Below are 15037 nucleotides of genomic sequence, written 5' to 3'. Positions count from 1 at the left end.
CGCCGGAAATTCCGGCCGGAAATTGCCCTGTGGCAATAAAGCGGAAAGCGGCCTTTGTCGAGTGAGACTTAACGGCTGCGTGTCGTCGGAACACCATGCGGCGCAAGAACCGGCACGAAGACGCGGCGCGAAGCCCGTGCGGCTACCGGCAGGCCCTGATAGAGCCGCTTCTGTGCCTCGACGATGATGACGCCTGAAAAGGCCGGCCAGAGTGTGCGGCCAATGCGTTCGAAGGCGCGGCGAAGGCTGAGAACCGTGCGAAGCTTCGATGGCGGGAAGAACAGCGCCTCGGCGGTCGCGCCGGGCGTGAAATTCGTCTCGCGCAGCAGATGCGTGAGTTGACCCCGCGAATAGGGGCGCCCGGAGCCGAAAGGCGTATGTTCCATGCGCGCCCAGACGCCGCGCCGGTTCGGCACCACGATGACGAGGCGTCCGCCGGGCGCAAGCACGCGCCAGAGCTCCTTCAAGGTCTCCCGCGGGCTTTCGGCGAATTCCAGCGAATGCACCATCAGCACACGATCAATGGACGAATCGGGAAGCGGCAGTTCTTCGTCGAAGATGAGTGCGGTCGACGACAACGACCCCACCGGCCAGTTCACGGCGCCCTGCCCGGCTGGCATGAAGGCGAAGGTGCGCTCGGTATCGGCACTGAACCGGTCGAGGAAGGGAACGGCATAGCCGATGCCCACGAGCCGCTCCTGCGGCAGGCGCACCCAAAGCGACGACAGCGCCATGGCAATCGAGTGCTCGGCAAGGCGGCCGAGCTCGGAGTGATAGAACTGGCGCAGATCGACAATATCCGTGTGCATCGCAATAAATGTTATCAGCGGGCGATTGGACTTCAAGGCCGGAGCCTCTACATTCCGGACATGTTCGTGGGAAAGAGGCCGCTTGGACAATGAAACCTTTGGAATTAGAAGTTTTTCTCTGCCGATCCGACAATTTCGGCGTTCTCGTGCATGATCCGGAGTCCGGACTGACGGCATCGATCGACGCGCCGGAAGAGGCGGCCGTGGCAGCGGCTGCTAAACGGCGCGGCTGGAAGATTTCGCACATCTTCACCACGCATCACCACACCGACCACGTCGAAGGCAATCTGGCATTGAAGGAGCAATTCGGCTGCGAGATCATCGGTCCGGTCAACGAGGCCGTGGCAATTCCCGGCCTGGACAAATCGATGGCCGATGGCGACAGCTTTTTCTTCGGCGACCATGTCGTCAACGTCATCGAAACACCGGGCCATACCGTCGGCCATATCTGTTACCATTTCGCTGACGACAAGCTGCTTTTTGCCGCCGATACGGTCTTTGCACTGGGCTGCGGCCGCCTCTTGGAGCGCCCGGCAGCAGATATGTGGCATTCGCTACAGAAGCTGGCCGTGCTGCCAGACGAGACGGCAATCTATTTCGGCCATGAATATACGCTTTCGAACGCTCGTTTCGCTTTGACGATCGATCCGGACAACGAGCGGCTGAAGACGCGTGTTGCCGAGATCGAGGCTTTGCGCGCCGAAGGCAGGTTCACGATCCCGACGACGCTGGGCCTGGAAAAGGAAACCAACCCTTTTCTTCGCGCCGCCGATCCCGCCATCCGCCGCAATCTCTTGATGGAAAGCAAGACGGACGAGGAAGTCTTTGCGGAGATCCGCAGGCGCAAGGACAAGTTCTGATGTCTCCCGACGATATTATCGAGGCGCTTTCGATGCAGCCGCATCCGGAAGGCGGCTGGTACGTGCAGACGTTTCGCGATGGCAATGGCAAGGATCGCGGGCACTCGACAGCAATCTACTATCTGCTGAAAGCCGGGCAACGTTCGCACTGGCATCGCGTTCACGATGCGGCGGAGGTCTGGCACTATTACGCTGGTGCGCCCTTGGCACTCCACAGGTCAGCAGACGGCGCGGAAAGCGAAACCTTGATGCTCGGGATCGACCTGGTAAATGGCGAGCGTCCGCAAGCGATCATTCCGGCAAACTGGTGGCAATCGGCAGAAACGCTTGGCGAATACACGCTCGTTGGCTGTACGGTGGCACCGGGCTTCGAGTTTTCGAAATTGGAAATGGCACCGATGGATTGGCAGCCGGGCGGGTAAGATCTATTCAGCCGCCGCCGCAACCTGTTTTGCGACGCTTTTGCGGCGGAACATTTCCTGAGCCGCAAGCACTGCACCGCCGGTGACCAGCAGGCAGGCAAGCGCAATGCGCCAGCTTGGCTCGGCAAAGCCGAATATCGTCAGGATGAGCGTCGAAAACAACGGCGCTGCATAACTTGCCGCACCGAGGATCTGGATATCGCCGTTCTTGACGCCGTAATCCCAGGCATAGAACGCAGCGCCGACGGGGAAGAGACCGAGACCGGCAACGGCGATCCATTCGAAAGCCGTTGCCGGCCACAGGGTCGTTTCCAACCCGAGATGGCAGAAGAACGACAGAGTGGATGTCGCAAGGCAGAAGCCGGTAACGACATCGGTCGAGACCGCATCGAAGCGCCGCGTCAGCAGCGAATAGCCGGACCAGGTGAAGGCGCAAAGGAAGGCAGCGCCGTAGCCGATCGCATAGGCACCGTCGAAATCGATGCCGTTGCGGCCGACGATCAGGAAAGTGCCGCAGAGCCCGGCGAGCGCGCCTGCCACATGATACCAGCGCAACCGCTCGCCCGGCAGCAGCGCCGAGCCGACGACAATCAGCAGCGGCCAGAGATAGGCAATCAAGCCGGCCTCCACCGCCGGCGCGTTCCGAAGCGCGGTGAAATAGAGGAAGTGATAGCCGAAGAGGCCGGCAATGCCGATGATCCAGACCTTCGCCGGCTGCCTCAGCAGCGCCATGCGAGACGGGTTGAGGATTAACACGGCAATGCCCGGGATGCTACCGATCGCAAAGCAGATCGCCGAAAGCTGGAACGGCGGCATCTCGCCGGATGCAGCGGTGAAGAGCGCGAGAAACGACCACATCAAAATGGCCGTGAACCCGATCAATGTCGCCCGAAGCTTCACCTGTCCCCCTTGACGCAGACCAGCTCCGTCAGTTTGCACGGTATTTCACCGCGGTAATCGTCACCATTCCGTACTGCGTCGGAATGCGAACATAGACCGGAGCATATACGTTGGCCGCATCCGCCTTTGCAAACCAGATTTCCATGTTGCCGCTTCGGCTCAGATAATCGATATCCTTGCGGCCTTTCCTGTAGCCGGACCTGGGCACGAAGCGCACGCCGCAAACCGTTGCCTTGCCGGAAAACCCATCCGTTCTAAAATCCTGGGATCCCTTTGGCGAAAGCACAAGGTCCATGCGCATCTCGCCGTCATAGATCGGCAGGCGCTGCGAGCAGAGCTTCGTATCCGCCGGGAAGATCAACCCGGAGATCGGATCAAGCACGGAGCGCATATCGCCCGGCTTGACATCGACCCAGTTGCGTGGCTGGCGCCGTTCCGGCTTCACAGTCGTGGAGACGATATCGCCGTTTCTGTAGCGGACTTCGTAGGTACGCACGCGTTTGCCGCTCTTGTAATAGAGGTAGTAGCGCTGCGCTTGCAGTCGGTCGTTGCGCAGGACACCGGTGACGTTGGTTTTCGCAGCAATTTTCGTCACAAGATCGGCAAGGCCCGCCGAACTGATATTGCCTGAAACCTGGTAGCGCTGATCATCGTCGATCTGGGTAACGAAGGCGGCGCGCGCAATCGGCAGGATTCCGAGAGCAACTCTATATTCCGTACGATGACGGATCTCGCTTGCGCCAGCCGGGATGGACATCAGCGCTGCAATTGACGATAGGAAAATCCGCCTGCCCAGATGAGCCATGAAGAGAGCCTTTTTCAAGGGCAGACAATGCCCTGCACAAGCGGTCTATACTCCTGCCGCGCATAGAAGCAAACACGAGCTTTTTGACAGAATTGCGGGAAAGGCCAAGGTTTGGCTTGACGCGGGCGGCCGGTCTGACTATAGAACCGCAACTTTCCAATTATGGCCTGTTGGATTGCAGACCCGCGTTTGCCGGGGCATGGTAATACGATGGCCTAGAAAAACAAGAATAGGTGTTCAATGTCCCGCGTGTGCGAATTGACCGGCAAGGCCGTCCTGACTGGTAACAATGTCAGCCATGCCAACAACAAGACCAAGCGCCGGTTCCTGCCGAACCTGTGCCAGGTTACGCTGATCTCCGACGCTCTCGGCCAGCGCTACCGTCTGCGTGTTTCAGCAGCTGCGCTGCGCTCCGTCGAGCATCGCGGTGGCCTCGACGCCTTCCTCATCAAGGCAAGCGAAAACGAACTGTCGATGCGTGCCCGTCTGCTGCGCCGTCAGATTGTCAAGAAGACCGCCGAAGCCGCATAAGCTTCGACACCTTCTTCCATACGGCTTCAAAGGCTTGCACGGCTAATACCGGACAAGCCTTTTGCTTTGCCGGCCCGATACCCCAACTGGTGGCATCACCCAGGATAAAAAAATGCTGAAGACCCGCTATACCCTCCTCTACATCGCTCTGATGACGCTTGTCGTCGTGGCTTCCAACTTCCTCGTCCAGTTTCCCGTGAACGCGGAAGTCGCCGGCATCAAGCTAGCCGATATCTTGACCTGGGGTGCGTTCAGCTATCCGGTCGCTTTCCTGATCACCGATCTCACGAATCGCCAGTTCGGTCCTCAGGTAGCGCGCAAGGTCGTGTTCGCCGGCTTTGTCGTCGGCATCGGGCTTTCCTTCTTCACATCGGTGCCGCGCATCGCGATCGCCTCCGGTTCGGCTTACCTCGCCGGCCAGCTGCTCGATATCGCCGTCTTCAATCGCCTTCGCCGCCAGACCTGGTGGCGTGCGCCGCTCGTCGGCTCGCTGGTGGGCTCGGCGCTCGACACGGCGATCTTCTTCTCCTTCGCCTTTGCCGCCTTCTTCGTCTTCCTCGGCCCGAACGATCCGTTTGCGCTGGAGCAGGCCCCGGTCCTCGGTGCAATGGCCGCTCAGGCGCCGCGCTGGATTTCATGGGCGATCAGCGATTTCTCGGTGAAGATGCTCATGGGTCTCGTCATGCTGCTGCCCTACGGTGCACTCATGAACGTGCTGCGGCCGATGCAGCCGGCCCGCGCAAGCTGATCGCCAGTAGCCGGCCTTCGAAAAGGCCCTTTACTCAGTGAGACGAAATTCCAGCATGAGGTTCCGCTCCAAAATGGAGTGGTTGTCGTCGGAAACGATGATCACATGCGTGCTGCCATCCGGCGCCTGAAAACTGTCCAGGCCTTCCATGTTGTCGATCTGGTAACCGAAATCGGCCGTCAACAAAATGTCGCCATCGGCGACGGCGTCCGGCCGGATCTCTGCCGCAGCGATGCGCCGGATCCGCATAGCGATGCCGTTGGCGATGTTGAAACGACGTTCCAGAAGCAAAAGATCGCCGCCCGGCAGAAACGCACCATCGGTCGGATCGAAATCACCGTTGCGCGTCACCGCGAAGCTGCCCTTGAGCGGCCCGGATAGGATTGCGCCGTAGATATTCCCCTTCCGATCCCGGCTCTCTTCCGAAATGATGACGGCAGCGCCCTTCAAGGCGCTCTCGGGCGGAGCCACCGCTAGCGTCTCGAAGCCGCGGCCGCTTCGCAACGACCGTATAGGCACGAGAATGGGGATCGAGCCAACTGACGACGAGGTCTCGAACCCAGGGTCGGGGTAGGCTTCGACCCGGTGGTCTTGTTCGAAGGAAACCAGAACCTTGTCGCCCTTGAGGGCAAGACCCTCGGCATCCATGCGTCCCTTCCCCTCGAAAGTGGTCCCACTGGCGTTTTTCATAGGCGTGATTTCAACGCCGGACAAACCGGAAAGCCGTCCCTGCTGGTCGCGCTCGATACTGCCGGTCAGCCAGTGGCCGGTATCAAGCACACCAACGAAATGCTTCCGGTCCGGCACGAAACGGATCGCCGACCAAGATCCAAAAAGCCGGTTGCCGGACACCATTACCAGCCCGACAAGGAAGTCCAGCGGCCCGAATCTCGTCTCGCTGGAACCAATCTTGAAGGTCGAGATGAAGCGGCTGCTGATATCCACGCTCTCGCGCGCAACCGCGATGGAAACAGCCCCAGCGAGACAAAGAACAAGCAAAGCCGCGCGGGACAGACGGATCATTATGCGCCGGTTCCTTTCGGCATCAGCTTGCGCGTCGCAAACGGCCGCCACGCGGCTGTGCTGCCTGATCTTCGAAGAGCGAGGCCAGCTGCTCGGTCATCGCGCCCGCAAGCTCGTCCGCGTCGACGATGGTCACGGCGCGGCGATAATAGCGCGTCACGTCGTGGCCGATGCCGATCGCAAGCAATTCGACCGGCGAACGGGTCTCGATCTGCTCGATCACGGCGCGCAGATGACGTTCGAGGTAATTGCCGGGATTGACCGAAAGCGTGGAATCGTCGACCGGCGCACCGTCGGAGATCATCATCAGGATGCGGCGCTGTTCGCGGCGAGCCAGAAGACGATTATGCGCCCAGATCAGCGCCTCGCCGTCGATATTTTCCTTCAGCAGCCCTTCGCGCATCATCAGGCCGAGATTGGTGCGCGCACGGCGCCACGGCGCATCTGCCGACTTGTAGATGATGTGACGCAGGTCATTGAGGCGGCCGGGCGTCTGCGGCTTGCCGCCGGCAAGCCAGCTCTCACGCGCCTGCCCGCCCTTCCAGGCCTTGGTCGTGAAGCCAAGGATCTCGACCTTGACGCCGCAACGCTCCAACGTGCGGGCCAGAATATCGGCGCAGGTGGCAGCAACGGTGATCGGGCGCCCGCGCATGGAGCCAGAATTGTCGATCAGAAGCGTCACGACCGTGTCGCGGAACTGCGTGTCCCGCTCCATCTTGAAGGAAAGCGGCTGCATCGGATCGATGATGATGCGCTGCAGGCGGGCGGTATCGAGATAGCCCTCTTCCAGATCGAAGTCCCAGGAGCGGTTCTGTTGCGCCATCAGGCGACGCTGCAATCGATTTGCGAGCCGCCCGACAGCGCCCTGCAGGTGCGCGAGCTGCTTGTCGAGGAAGGCGCGCAGGCGCTCCAGCTCGGCAGCGTCGCAAAGCTCCTCGGCGGTGATGATCTCGTCGAACTCTTCGGTAAAGACGTGATAGTCGACCTTCTCGTTGAAGTCGGCAAAGGGCGTGTTTGGACGACGGGTTTCGCCCGGTGTTTCAGACTCGTCCTCGCCCTCTTCCATCATGTCGTCGTCGGAGATCTCGGCGCCTTCGGTCTCGCCGTCCTCCGTCTGCTCGTCGGCAACTTCGCTATCTTCGACCGGCGCGGCATCGGTGCCCGCGTCATCATCGACCTCGTCCTGATTTGACTCATCGCCGCTCGGCTGGTCTTCCTGATCCTGCTCGTTGTCCTCATCGTTTTCGCTGTCGTCGTCGCCGTATTCTTCCGCCATTTCCATAGCGGAGAGCATGTGGCGGATCACCTTCGAGAAAGCCTGCTGATCGTTGATGACGCTTGTAAGGTCATCGAGTTCGGAACCCGCCTTCTCCTCTATGAAGGGTCGCCATAGATCGAGAACCTTTCCGGCGGAGGCGGGCGGCTTCTGGCCGGTCAGCTTCTCACGCACCATCATGGCGACGGCCTCGCCGATCGGCGCATCCTCCTGCCGCTCGATGCCGGTGAAATTCGCCTTGGAGTACTTCTCCTCGGTCATCGAACGCAGGTTCGCAGCCACGCCCTCCATGCGCAGCGTGCCGATCGATTCGACGCGCGCCTGCTCGACGGCGTCGAAGATCGCACGCGCGTCCGAGCCCTGCGGCGCCATCGTCGCGTGCACTTTTTCATCGTGGCAGGCAAGCCGAAGCGCCATGGAGTCGCCTAGACCGCGCGTCACCGCCAGCTCATGCGCCGTTGGCCGCTTGGAAAGCTCGGGTAGCCGAATACGCTCAGCCGTCATGCCGGGGCGCTCGTTGGCAAAAGTCACCTCGACCTCGCCGTCGCCTGCAATCGCGCGCACGCAGCCGGTTATCGCGCGCCGCAAGGGCTCGACGTCGACCGGGGCGTTTGGTCTTGCTTTCGAATTGTCACCACGTGATGCCATGATCGACGGGCCTTAAGCCTCCAGCACGATGTTGGCTGCGCTCTCCTTGAGCTCGACACCAAAGGCGCGCTGATAGTGCTCGGCGACCAGCGGACGCTCCAGTTCGTCGCACTTGTTGAGGAAGGTGACGCGGAAGGCGAAGGCGAGGTCGCCGAAGATATCGGCGTTTTCGGCCCAGGTGATGACCGTACGCGGGCTCATGACAGTCGACAGATCGCCGTTCATGAAGGAAGCGCGTGTCAGATCGGCGACGCGGACCATCTTGGAAACGGTATCGCGGCCGTTCTTGTCCTTCTGGAAGCTTTTCACCTTGGCGGTGACGATGTTCACTTCATGGTCGTGCGGCAGGTAGTTCAACGTGGTGACGATCGACCAGCGGTCCATCTGCGCCTGGTTGATCTGCTGCGTGCCATGATAGAGGCCGGTGGTATCGCCGAGGCCGATGGTGTTTGCCGTCGCAAAGAGGCGGAAGGCCGGGTGCGGACGAATGACTCGGCTCTGATCGAGCAGCGTCAGGCGGCCTGAAGATTCCAGCACGCGCTGGATGACGAACATGACGTCCGGACGGCCGGCGTCATATTCATCGAAGACGAGCGCGACATTGTGCTGATAGGCCCAGGGCAGGATGCCGTCCTTGAATTCCGTGACTTGAAGGCCGTCCTTGACGACGATCGCGTCCTTGCCGACGAGATCGATACGGCTGACGTGGCTGTCGAGGTTGATGCGCACGCAGGGCCAATTGAGGCGGGCAGCGACCTGCTCGATGTGAGAGGATTTACCGGTGCCGTGGTAGCCGGAGATCATGACGCGGCGGTTGTGGGCAAAACCTGCAAGAATGGCGAGTGTCGTCTCGCGGTCGAAGAGATAGTCGTTATCCAGGTCCGGAACGTAGGCATCGCCCTTGCTGTAAGCCGGAACGCGGATATCGGAATCGATCCCAAAGACTTCCCTGACCGAAACGGTGGTGTCTGGAAGCTCGGAAATATCAAGGTCAATCTTGCTCATCATGTCTCCAAGGCGGGTGCTTCCACCCTGCCATACTATCTCAGGCCATTTCGCAACCATGACGCCGCAGCTTTGTTCTGCGCCCGTTCAAGGTGGAACGTCCACGATACCTCTCCGGGACTGAAGCGAAACCTCGGCGGGATAATGACCGCTTGCGAGCATTCTGGAACAAAGTCCCGGACAAGAAACGCCGCGTCCGGAAGGTTGGCAAAGGCGGCGTTGGCAAAACGCACAGATCCATGCCGCGGTTGCCTGCGGCCTCAGCCGATTTGGACCATACCCGATTGAAGGCGGAGAGCAAGGACAGGAATTAACAAAAACCGTTCTGCTTCAACAATTGATAGGCTTGGATGACGGCGCGGAAGCGCTCTTCGGAACCGCGGTCGCCGCCGTTGGCATCGGGATGATGCTTCTTGACCAGTTCCTTGTAGCGGGTCTTGATCTCGGCAGAGGTGGCACCTGCCTGCAGCCCCATCGTATCGAAGGCTTTGGCCTCCAGGCTCTTCAACTTGCGTTGCTCGGGGAAACGCGGACCGCTGCCCTTGGCGCCGCTGACGAAACCGAAGGGATCGCGCACACGGCTATAGGCGCCGGAGCGGATGTCCGAATGCAGCGGGCTGTCCTTCGCCGCCTTGTTGACGCCGACGGTCCAGGTCGGACGATGTCCGGTGACCGCCTCCTTCTGGTAGCGGGCGATTTCGCCATCCGAGAGGCCGGAGAAATAATTGTAGCCCTTGTTGTATTCCTTGACGTGCTCGAAGCAGAAAAGAAAGAACTGCCCTTCGGCATTGCGTCCGACAGGAGCGCGATGCACGCCTTTTTTATCACAGCCGTCCCACTGGCAGGTCGGAGGAGCCTGCTCGGTTTCCTGCTCGCGTTTGCGGCGGGTGCGGATGCGATCGAAATATTTGGAATCGAGTCTCATGACGGCGCTAATTATGGGCCTGCCGCGAAGCGACGACAAGAATTGACAAACACGAATGTTGCTGGCTTGGTGGGAACCCCCTTTTTGCGAAGCAACTGGACGAAATCGTGACCCTTGAGACCCGCATCGAAGAAAAACTGACCGAAGCTTTTGCGCCCGAGCGCCTGAGCGTCATCAACGAAAGCCGCCTTCATGCCGGCCATCAGCCGGGTTTCACCGGCACCGGTGAAACGCACATGCGCGTGCGCATCGTCTCAGCCAAGTTTGCAGGAATGACGAGGCTCGCCCGCCACCGCGCCGTCACCGAACTGCTGAAGCCGGAACTTGACGCAGGGCTGCATGCGCTCGCCGTAGAGCTCGCCGCACCCGGCGAAGCAACCAGCTGGTAGGAACACGTCCCTCATATAAGCGTTTGCTCTCCTTTCACCAAGGAGGAAACAGGCATGATGAAGCCGACGATTGCCCGCATCTGGCGCGGGCGTACGCCAAGAGAAAAAGCTGACGAATACGAAGCCTATAACTACGAAGCGGGCATCAAGCCGCTGATCGAGAAAGCACTTGGCGTCCAGACTTTTCGCGAAGACCGCGACACGGAAAGCGAATTCGTGACGATCTCTTATTGGGAAAATATCGAGGCGATGAGCACCTTTGCCGGCACCGATCCCACGAAGATCCATCACCTCGAACGCGACAGCGAATTTTTGATCGAACTGCCGAAGGAAGTGCAAATCCTGCGCCTGCTCACCAGCCACGGAGCGACCGGATAAGATTCAGAGCGGTTTGGTCTCGTTCTCCGCAGCAGGACGGATGCGTAGCCTGGTGATGCGGTTCTTCTCGCGCTTCATGACGATGAAGCGCTTGCCGTAAAAAGTGAAGGCCTGCCGCTCCTCCGGGATCGTCATCGATTCATGGATGACGAGGCCGGCGATCGTCGTCGCCTCTTCGTCGGGCAACTGCCAATCGAGCGCGCGGTTGAGGTCCCGGATCGGCACACTGCCATCGACAACGATCGAGCCGTCGGATTCCTGGCGCACGCCCTGCATATCGATGTCGTGTTCATCGGAAATATCGCCGACGATCTCTTCCAGGATGTCCTCGAGCGTCACGATGCCCTGCACCTCACCATACTCATCGACGACGAGGGCGAAGTGCTGCTTGCGGCGCAGGAACGCATTGAGCTGATCTTCGAGATTCGTGCTGTCCGGCACGAACCAGGGTTTCTGGGCAATCTTGACGATATCGAGATTCTCCGGCCCCACGTTCGGCTCGGCCAGCGCGCGCAGCAAGTCTTTTGCGTGGACGACGCCGATGATGTTGTCGATCGTGCCGCGCCACAGCGGCATGCGGGTATACGGGCTCTCGAGGATCGTGCGAACCAATACCTCAGGCGCGTCGTCTGCATTGATCGCGCGCATCGCCGTGCGGTGGACCATGATATCGGAGAGTTCGAGCTGGCTAAGGTCGAGTATACCGCCAAGACGATCCCGGTCAGCCTTCACCACCGCCCCCTCGCGATGCAACAGATCGACGGTACCGCGCAATTCCTCGTGCGCCGTCAGCATCGGGATTTCACGCGAGAGGGTGACGCCGAAGATCCCCAGGATCCGGCGGACGACGGCATTGACGAGAGATGAGATCGGGCCGACGACAGCGACAAAGAGCTTGATTGGCAATGCCGCGCTCAATGCAAAACGGTCAGGTGACGAGATCGCCCAGCTCTTCGGCAGAACTTCCGCGAAAATGACGAGGATCACGGTCATCGCAAGCGTTGCAAGCGCCACGCCCGAGCTGCCGAAGAGACCGAGAAACAAGCTGGTCGCCAGAGACGAAGACAGGATGTTTGCAAGGTTGTTGCCGATCAGCAGCGCTCCGATCAGCCGGTCGCGCCGCTCGATCAGCTGGCGCACAAGACCGGCGCGCATTTCGCCGTTGGCTTCCAGCGTATGCATGCGGCTGCGAGAGACTGCCGTCAGTGCAGTCTCCGAACCAACGAAGAAGGCTGATATTAGCACGAGGGCCACGATGGATACGATTTCCGGCCAGTAAACCGCAAGAAATGCCAGCGTGCCGTCGAGTGTCATTGCGGCTGCTTTTGCTTGAGGAAGCCCAACACTTCGGAAGCCGGCACGTCATCGGCGATGAACGACCGGCCAATGCCGTGCGTCAGGATGAAGGTGAACTTGCCGTTTTTCACTTTCTTGTCCTGCGCCATCGCCTCGAGCAGCGTTTCAGCCGGCGGAAGAGCGCCCGGAATATCGGACAAACGCGTCGGCAGGCCGACCTCTTTTAGATGTTTCTCAACCCGCTTCGCGTCATCAGGGCTTGCAAGGTTCATGCGCGCGGAAAATTCATGCGCGAGGACCATGCCGATCGAAACGCCTTCACCGTGCACCAGGCGCGCACTCTCATAGGCTGTGGCCGCCTCCAAAGCATGCCCAAAAGTATGGCCGAGATTGAGAAGCGCCCGTGGGCCGTTCTCGCGCTCGTCAGCGACCACGACATCGGATTTCGCCTGACAGCTTGTGGCAATCGCCTCGATACGCGCAGAGCCGCCGGCAAAGACGGCGCTCCAGTTTGTTTCTAGCCAAGCGAAAAAATCCGGCTTGTCGATAAGACCGTATTTCGCGACTTCTGCATAGCCGGCACGGAATTCGCGCCCGCTGAGAGAGTTAAGAACATCCGTGTCGGCAAGGACCAGATCCGGCTGATGGAAGACGCCGATAAGGTTCTTGCCGTGTCGGCTGTTGATGCCCGTCTTGCCGCCGACGGAAGAATCGACCTGCGAAAGCAGCGACGTCGGGACCTGCACGAAGCGCACGCCGCGACGCACGATGCCGGCGGCAAAGCCGGCAAGATCGCCAATAACGCCGCCGCCAAGCGCAACGACGTAATCATTCCGCTCGACGCGCGCCTCCAGGATCTTGTCGCAGACGGTCATGAGATGCTCGAAGCTCTTCGTCTTCTCGCCGGCGGGCAGCACAAGCTGCGCGGACACGATACCTGCGCCTTCGAGGCTTTTAACGAGAGCTTCGAGATAGAGTGGCGCCACATGCTCATCCGTGATGATCGCAGCTTTGCGACCCTTCAGCCGGGACGCTATTTCCGCTCCAGCACGCGCAATCAGACCCGGCCCGATCAATATATCGTAGGCGCGCTCACCGAGCGGTACGTGAACCTTTCGTTCGGCAGAGGAGGTGATCGCATTCATGATAGGGTACTTTCGGTTTGGGCTTCGATCACGGCTTTCAGCACTTCGTCAGCCATGACTTCCTTACGCACATCGCGCGACAACACGGTGATGTCGGCTTCGGCATAGATCGGGTATCGCGCGTTCATCAGGTTTTCGAGCGTCTGCCTTGGATTCTCGGTTTTCAGGAGCGGGCGCGTGTCTCGCTTGCTGACCCGCTCCCACAGCACGTCGAGATCGGCCTTCAGCCAGACGGAAAGACCGCTCTTCTTGATGTGCTTGCGCGTCCGATCGTTGATGAAAGCGCCACCGCCGGTAGATACCACGCGCGGCCCGTTTTTCAGCAACCGCTTCATCACGCGTGTTTCAAGCGCACGGAACTCATCTTCGCCATAAGCTGCGAAAAGCTCCGAGATGGTCATCCGGGAAACGCGCTCGATCTCTCCGTCGCTGTCGATGAAAGGAATACCCAGCTGATGGGCGACGATACGGCCGACGGAGGATTTGCCGGCCCCCATAAGGCCGACGAGGATCAGGTTGCGGGACCCGAGCGTGGCGCGAGCTCTGTCTTTCAGGCTGTCTCCCACTTTCACAACTGGGTCACTCATCGGTCCATTCACACTTTGTTTGCAAACGGTATCGACAAATGCGGGTGTAGCGTCAAGTCGCGGACCAGGGAAACATGGTTCAAAAGCCGCTTCTTGCACGCAAACCCGCTTCTTCATAAAAGAGGCAGAGCTCATGGAGTTGCGAAATGCCGACCCTCTTGCGTCTACTGGCTGTCCTGGCGATGATCGCCGGGGCGATTTATGGCGGGATGGTGGCGCTCGTGACCTTCGTGGAGCCACAGCCGCGCGACGTGACGATCCGCATCCCGTCGGAACGGATCAACCCGCCGGCAACTGGCACGATCAAACCGGCGAAGAAGTGATCCGATGAAGGATCTGAGCCGCGTCCACGTGGAAGCCTTTCTTGAGATGATGAGTGCAGAGCGAGGGGCTGCCGTGAACACGCTGCAGTCCTACGAGCACGATCTGGACGACCTCCATGCATTCCTGAACGGCAAAAGCGTGCGGCTGACCGAAGCGGCCTCCGGCGATCTCGCTGCCTACCTCTCCTCGCTCTCGAAACGGGGCTTCAAGTCCTCGTCCCAGGCCCGCCGGCTGGCAGCCATGCGGCAATTCTACAAGTTCCTTTATGCCGAAGGCCTGCGTGTAGATGACCCGACGGGCGTTCTCGACGCGCCGAAGAAGGCACGAGCTCTGCCAAAGACAATGGGCGTCGAGGAGGTGACGCGACTACTGACCCAGGCCGAAACCGAAGCCAACAATCTTGCGGACGGCCAATTGCAGCGCCAGCGGATGTTGGCGCTTCTGGAGCTGCTTTACGCGACAGGAATGCGCGTCAGCGAGCTCGTTTCGCTGCCGGCACGCGTTCTCGACCAAGAAGGTCGTTTCCTGATCATTCGCGGTAAAGGCAATAAGGAGCGGCTCGTACCTCTATCTCAATCGGCAATCGCTGCACTCAAGGCCTATGGCCGCTCGCTCGCAGAAAAGAACGCCGAGGCGAAGGATCCGATTGATAGTCCATGGCTTTTTCCGGCAGCCTCCAAGGAAGGCTATCTGCCCCGCCAGGTTTTTGCCCGGGAACTAAAAAACCTTGCGATCCGTGCGGGATTGACGCCATCCATGATCTCGCCGCACGTCATGCGTCACGCCTTTGCAAGCCATCTTCTTGCTAATGGCGCCGACCTTCGCGTAGTTCAAGAACTCCTCGGACATTCCGACATTTCGACGACACAGATCTATACGCATGTCCTTGAAGAAAGGCTGCAGCAACTGGTTCAGACGCATCACCCCCTTGCCAAACAGGCGAAAAAGCACGAATAGGACCGGCGA

At 59.9% G+C, this 15037-nt stretch carries 18 protein-coding genes; 8 read left to right on the top strand and 10 right to left on the bottom strand.

Translation table 11 applies throughout. The features are described 5' to 3' along the window. Positions 1-68: 68 nt before the first annotated feature. On the bottom strand, positions 69-845 hold the full coding sequence (locus C9413_RS01160; protein ID WP_039847020.1) for a class I SAM-dependent methyltransferase: 777 nt from the start codon (positions 843-845) through the stop codon (positions 69-71). A gap of 53 nt (positions 846-898) precedes the next feature. On the opposite strand from C9413_RS01160, the gene gloB reads away from it, so the two are divergent. Continuing rightward, positions 899-1669 (top strand): hydroxyacylglutathione hydrolase, encoded by a 771-nt coding sequence (gloB, locus tag C9413_RS01155; protein WP_039846293.1) that lies wholly within the window; start codon positions 899-901, stop codon positions 1667-1669. Then, positions 1669-2091, top strand: a complete 423-nt coding sequence (locus C9413_RS01150; RefSeq protein WP_039846294.1) for a cupin domain-containing protein — start codon at positions 1669-1671, stop codon at positions 2089-2091. Before gloB ends, C9413_RS01150 begins: the two co-directional genes overlap by 1 nt. Positions 2092-2094: 3 nt before the next feature. Here the strand turns inward: C9413_RS01150 and C9413_RS01145 are convergent, their stop codons facing one another. Both C9413_RS01145 and C9413_RS01140 read right to left on the bottom strand, forming a co-directional pair. Beyond that, positions 2095-2991: an EamA family transporter gene (locus C9413_RS01145; protein ID WP_039846295.1), complete on the bottom strand. Its 897-nt coding sequence runs from the start codon at positions 2989-2991 to the stop codon at positions 2095-2097. Positions 2992-3019: 28 nt separating this feature from the next. Beyond that, positions 3020-3796, bottom strand: a complete 777-nt coding sequence (locus tag C9413_RS01140; RefSeq protein ID WP_039846296.1) for a DUF3108 domain-containing protein — start codon at positions 3794-3796, stop codon at positions 3020-3022. A 240-nt stretch (positions 3797-4036) separates the two neighbouring features. On the opposite strand from C9413_RS01140, the gene rpmB reads away from it, so the two are divergent. Together rpmB and C9413_RS01130 are read left to right on the top strand one after the other, a co-directional pair. Beyond that, positions 4037-4327 (top strand): 50S ribosomal protein L28, encoded by a 291-nt coding sequence (rpmB, locus tag C9413_RS01135; protein ID WP_022718069.1) that lies wholly within the window; start codon positions 4037-4039, stop codon positions 4325-4327. A gap of 112 nt (positions 4328-4439) precedes the next feature. Beyond that, complete coding sequence (locus tag C9413_RS01130) at positions 4440-5075, top strand: queuosine precursor transporter (protein ID WP_039846297.1); 636 nt, start codon at positions 4440-4442, stop codon at positions 5073-5075. 30 nt (positions 5076-5105) lie between these two features. On the opposite strand, the gene C9413_RS01125 is transcribed toward C9413_RS01130, so the two are convergent. The 4 genes from C9413_RS01125 to C9413_RS01110 form a co-directional block, all read right to left on the bottom strand. After that, positions 5106-6098, bottom strand: coding sequence for an esterase-like activity of phytase family protein (locus tag C9413_RS01125; protein ID WP_170250118.1), 993 nt, complete (start codon positions 6096-6098; stop codon positions 5106-5108). Positions 6099-6120: 22 nt separating this feature from the next. Further along, complete coding sequence (cobT, locus tag C9413_RS01120) at positions 6121-8022, bottom strand: cobaltochelatase subunit CobT (protein ID WP_039846298.1); 1902 nt, start codon at positions 8020-8022, stop codon at positions 6121-6123. A gap of 12 nt (positions 8023-8034) precedes the next feature. Beyond that, positions 8035-9027 (bottom strand): cobaltochelatase subunit CobS, encoded by a 993-nt coding sequence (gene cobS / locus C9413_RS01115; RefSeq protein WP_022718065.1) that lies wholly within the window; start codon positions 9025-9027, stop codon positions 8035-8037. Positions 9028-9337: 310 nt separating this feature from the next. After that, positions 9338-9952 (bottom strand): J domain-containing protein, encoded by a 615-nt coding sequence (locus C9413_RS01110; protein ID WP_039846299.1) that lies wholly within the window; start codon positions 9950-9952, stop codon positions 9338-9340. 104 nt (positions 9953-10056) lie between these two features. Between C9413_RS01110 and C9413_RS01105 the strand changes: the two genes are divergently transcribed. Next, positions 10057-10341 (top strand): BolA family protein, encoded by a 285-nt coding sequence (locus tag C9413_RS01105; protein WP_028740097.1) that lies wholly within the window; start codon positions 10057-10059, stop codon positions 10339-10341. A gap of 54 nt (positions 10342-10395) precedes the next feature. Then, positions 10396-10719 carry a hypothetical protein gene (locus tag C9413_RS01100; protein ID WP_039846300.1) on the top strand — a complete coding sequence of 108 codons (324 nt, stop codon included), beginning with the start codon at positions 10396-10398 and terminating at the stop codon, positions 10717-10719. 3 nt (positions 10720-10722) lie between these two features. Here C9413_RS01100 and C9413_RS01095 read toward each other — a convergent pair whose 3' ends face one another. The 3 genes from C9413_RS01095 to C9413_RS01085 are packed head-to-tail and all read right to left on the bottom strand — an operon-like array spanning position 10723 to position 13747. Continuing rightward, on the bottom strand, positions 10723-12033 hold the full coding sequence (locus C9413_RS01095; RefSeq protein WP_039846301.1) for an HlyC/CorC family transporter: 1311 nt from the start codon (positions 12031-12033) through the stop codon (positions 10723-10725). After that, positions 12030-13160 carry a 3-dehydroquinate synthase gene (aroB, locus tag C9413_RS01090; protein WP_039846302.1) on the bottom strand — a complete coding sequence of 377 codons (1131 nt, stop codon included), beginning with the start codon at positions 13158-13160 and terminating at the stop codon, positions 12030-12032. The genes C9413_RS01095 and aroB overlap by 4 nt, the downstream gene beginning before the upstream one ends. Next, a complete protein-coding gene (locus C9413_RS01085) occupies positions 13157-13747 on the bottom strand; it encodes a shikimate kinase (protein WP_039846303.1) in 591 nt (196 codons plus the stop codon). The genes aroB and C9413_RS01085 overlap by 4 nt, the downstream gene beginning before the upstream one ends. Positions 13748-13893: 146 nt before the next feature. On the opposite strand from C9413_RS01085, the gene C9413_RS01080 reads away from it, so the two are divergent. Together C9413_RS01080 and xerD are read left to right on the top strand one after the other, a co-directional pair. Continuing rightward, positions 13894-14070 (top strand): hypothetical protein, encoded by a 177-nt coding sequence (locus tag C9413_RS01080; RefSeq protein WP_022718059.1) that lies wholly within the window; start codon positions 13894-13896, stop codon positions 14068-14070. 4 nt (positions 14071-14074) lie between these two features. Next, positions 14075-15028, top strand: coding sequence for a site-specific tyrosine recombinase XerD (gene xerD / locus C9413_RS01075; protein ID WP_039846304.1), 954 nt, complete (start codon positions 14075-14077; stop codon positions 15026-15028). The last annotated feature ends 9 nt before the right edge of the window (positions 15029-15037 follow it).

Origin of the sequence: Rhizobium sp. SEMIA 4085 (assembly GCF_013004495.1) — a bacterium.
Classification (GTDB): domain Bacteria; phylum Pseudomonadota; class Alphaproteobacteria; order Rhizobiales; family Rhizobiaceae; genus Rhizobium; species Rhizobium gallicum.
This window is presented reverse-complemented; position numbering and strand designations above follow the sequence as displayed.

Coding starts and splice junctions, on each gene's coding strand:
- aroB (WP_039846302.1), bottom strand. CDS start 13,160: ATGAATGCGATCACCTCCTCTGCCGAACGAAAGGTTCACGTACCGCTC.
- C9413_RS01150 (WP_039846294.1), top strand. CDS start 1,669: ATGTCTCCCGACGATATTATCGAGGCGCTTTCGATGCAGCCGCATCCG.
- rpmB (WP_022718069.1), top strand. CDS start 4,037: ATGTCCCGCGTGTGCGAATTGACCGGCAAGGCCGTCCTGACTGGTAAC.
- gloB (WP_039846293.1), top strand. CDS start 899: ATGAAACCTTTGGAATTAGAAGTTTTTCTCTGCCGATCCGACAATTTC.
- C9413_RS01080 (WP_022718059.1), top strand. CDS start 13,894: ATGCCGACCCTCTTGCGTCTACTGGCTGTCCTGGCGATGATCGCCGGG.
- xerD (WP_039846304.1), top strand. CDS start 14,075: ATGAAGGATCTGAGCCGCGTCCACGTGGAAGCCTTTCTTGAGATGATG.
- C9413_RS01130 (WP_039846297.1), top strand. CDS start 4,440: ATGCTGAAGACCCGCTATACCCTCCTCTACATCGCTCTGATGACGCTT.
- C9413_RS01140 (WP_039846296.1), bottom strand. CDS start 3,796: ATGGCTCATCTGGGCAGGCGGATTTTCCTATCGTCAATTGCAGCGCTG.
- C9413_RS01095 (WP_039846301.1), bottom strand. CDS start 12,033: ATGACACTCGACGGCACGCTGGCATTTCTTGCGGTTTACTGGCCGGAA.
- cobS (WP_022718065.1), bottom strand. CDS start 9,027: ATGAGCAAGATTGACCTTGATATTTCCGAGCTTCCAGACACCACCGTT.
- C9413_RS01110 (WP_039846299.1), bottom strand. CDS start 9,952: ATGAGACTCGATTCCAAATATTTCGATCGCATCCGCACCCGCCGCAAA.
- cobT (WP_039846298.1), bottom strand. CDS start 8,022: ATGGCATCACGTGGTGACAATTCGAAAGCAAGACCAAACGCCCCGGTC.
- C9413_RS01100 (WP_039846300.1), top strand. CDS start 10,396: ATGATGAAGCCGACGATTGCCCGCATCTGGCGCGGGCGTACGCCAAGA.
- C9413_RS01085 (WP_039846303.1), bottom strand. CDS start 13,747: ATGAGTGACCCAGTTGTGAAAGTGGGAGACAGCCTGAAAGACAGAGCT.
- C9413_RS01125 (WP_170250118.1), bottom strand. CDS start 6,098: ATGATCCGTCTGTCCCGCGCGGCTTTGCTTGTTCTTTGTCTCGCTGGG.